Raw genomic sequence first — 2,330 nt, 5'->3', positions numbered from 1 at the left:
CTCACGGTTTTGTTGACCACATTGGTTTACTCGGACGCGAACTTATGGAACACGGTGCTGAATTAGTTGGCCAGGTGGATACCGAAGGTTACGAATACGATGAATCGGAAGCGGTTATCGATGGTAAATTTATTGGTTTGCCATTGGATGAAGATTTCGAACCTGAAATGACCAATGAACGCGTGACAGCCTGGATCGAACTTATCCGCGAAGATTTTGGGTTTTAAAAGATTGAAGGACTGAAGAGTTGAAGGATTGAATGCATGAATGCGAAACCGCTTTAATGCTAAAATCCGGTACCAAGTATCAAGGTTCTACCCTGAACTTTGAACTCCGAACTTTGAACTGATTAAGTATGAGTAATTCTCCATTAGACAAGTCGCTTGTCGATGAAAACATAAAAAAACTGCGCATACCCGACATTGGGAAAGCCTCTATTCGCGAAATACTGGCCCTGGTTAACCTGGTTGAGGAAGCCAGTGGTTTCAAGTACGTCCGTATGGAAATGGGCGTGCCCGGTTTGCCACCTGCACAGGTTGGTGTTGAAGCTGAAAAAGCAGCGCTCGACAGGGGAGTGGCCGCCGTTTATCCAATGGTAGATGGTATTAAACCGTTGAAGGATGAAGCTTCAAGATTCATTAAGAACTTTTTGAATGTTGAAATTTCACCGGCAGCATGTATCCCAACAACCGGCTCGATGCAGGGTACTTATGTTGCTTTTATGGCTGCCGGTCATGTTGACAATAAAAAAGATACGCTGTTGTTTATCGATCCCGGATTTCCGGTACAGAAACAGCAGATGATGGTGCTTGGGCAGAAGTATGAAACGTTTGACGTTTTCAATTACCGAGGAGAAAAGCTGAAGGAAAAGCTGGAAACTTATTTGTCGAAAGGGAATATCCATTCAATTGTTTATTCCAATCCTAATAATCCGGCCTGGATCTGTTTTAACGATGAAGAACTAAAGATCATTGGCGAATTGGCTACCCAATACGATGTGATCGTGATGGAAGATCTGGCCTACTTTGGAATGGATTTCCGTCAGGATTTATCTAAACCAGGACAGCCGCCTTACCAGCCAAGTGTGGCCAATTATACCGATAATTATATTCTGTTTGTTTCAAGTTCGAAAATATTCTCTTATGCCGGTCAGCGCATTGGCATAATGGCCATTTCGGATACTTTGTTTCACCGCGATTATCCCGATCTGCAGGAACGTTTTAAAGGCACCACTTTCGGAGCCATCGTTACGCTGCGACTGTTGTATTCCCTGTCTTCAGGAACCAGCCACTCTGCACAATGGGCTCTTGCCGGCATGCTGAAAGCGGTTAACGACGGCGAGTATAATTTTGTTGACGGAGTGAAGGAATATGGTGAACGTGCTCACGAAATGAAAGCACTGTTCCTTGAAAACGGTTTTAAACTGGTTTATCAGAATGACCTGGATGTTCCTATTGCCGACGGATTTTATTTTACAATCGGTTATCCGGGAATGACAGGAAATGAACTGGTTGCCAATTTGCTTTATTACGGTGTGAGTGCCATTGCACTCGATAACACCGGCAGCGAAGAAGAGGGGATCAGGGCTTGCGTATCGTTTGTAAAAAAGGAGCAGTTTCCGGCATTGAGCGAACGACTTCGCTTGTTTAACGAACACTTTTCAAAAAAGTAAACCAATTTAAATTGTCACTTGCTGATTGAAGGCAGCGTAGCTATAAAACAGAAAGATGGATAAGAATAAGATCATTTCCAGATTTGAACACACCCTTGAGCTGATCAAGACCTTCAACCTGAAAAACGAACCGGTTATTATTCCCAAAGGAGAACTGTTTATCGATTACGGTGAGAAGAATCGCAAGATTGGTATTCTTCTGGATGGTCTCTTGTATGCCTCTTATTTGTCGGATAGTGGAACAGAATGGGTTTCGCGTTTTTTCTTTCCACCCAATAATTTTATTGTAAGCAATCACCGTGGATTTGTGCTCGGGAAAGATTCAACTGAAGCCATTCGAGCCTATGAAGATTCGCATCTGATCATTATTGAGAAAGAAGAATTTAAAGACTTGCTCGACAATAACCATAAATTTGAACGCACGGTACGCATCCTGGCAGAGGAGAGTTACATACAGGCAATGGACCGAATACATTCCTTTCAATCGCTGAACGCTGAGCAGCGTATCCGCAAGTTTTTTGGTGATTATCCCGACCTGGCGCAAAAACTCCAACGTCAGCATATCGCTTCTTACCTCGGAATTCATCGCAACATCTTAACCCGAATACTTTATAAATTATAGCTGCGAGCTGTGCGCCACGAGCTTTGAGCTTGTTTG

Annotated in this window: 3 protein-coding genes; all 3 read left to right on the top strand. The window is 43.4% G+C overall.

Annotated elements, in window-relative coordinates:
* A partial coding sequence (locus AC37HE_RS13620; RefSeq protein WP_500783401.1) for an NADPH-dependent FMN reductase family protein occupies positions 1-227 on the top strand: 227 nt, incomplete at its 5' end.
* A 128-nt stretch (positions 228-355) separates the two neighbouring features.
* The gene (locus AC37HE_RS13615) at positions 356-1,672 is read left to right on the top strand and encodes an aminotransferase class I/II-fold pyridoxal phosphate-dependent enzyme (RefSeq protein ID WP_500783400.1); all 1,317 of its coding nucleotides are present in this window, start codon (positions 356-358) and stop codon (positions 1,670-1,672) included.
* 55 nt (positions 1,673-1,727) lie between these two features.
* Positions 1,728-2,294: a Crp/Fnr family transcriptional regulator gene (locus tag AC37HE_RS13610; RefSeq protein ID WP_500783399.1), complete on the top strand. Its 567-nt coding sequence runs from the start codon at positions 1,728-1,730 to the stop codon at positions 2,292-2,294.
* Positions 2,295-2,330 lie beyond the last annotated feature (36 nt).

The sequence above is a fragment of the Mangrovibacterium sp. genome, assembly GCF_059905295.1.
Note: the sequence above shows the minus strand (reverse complement) of the source record. Positions and strands in the feature narration are given on the sequence as shown.

Excerpts from the sequence above, each read along its gene's own strand:
- AC37HE_RS13615 (WP_500783400.1), top strand. The coding sequence starts at position 356 with ATGAGTAATTCTCCATTAGACAAGTCGCTTGTCGATGAAAACATAAAA.
- AC37HE_RS13610 (WP_500783399.1), top strand. The coding sequence starts at position 1,728 with ATGGATAAGAATAAGATCATTTCCAGATTTGAACACACCCTTGAGCTG.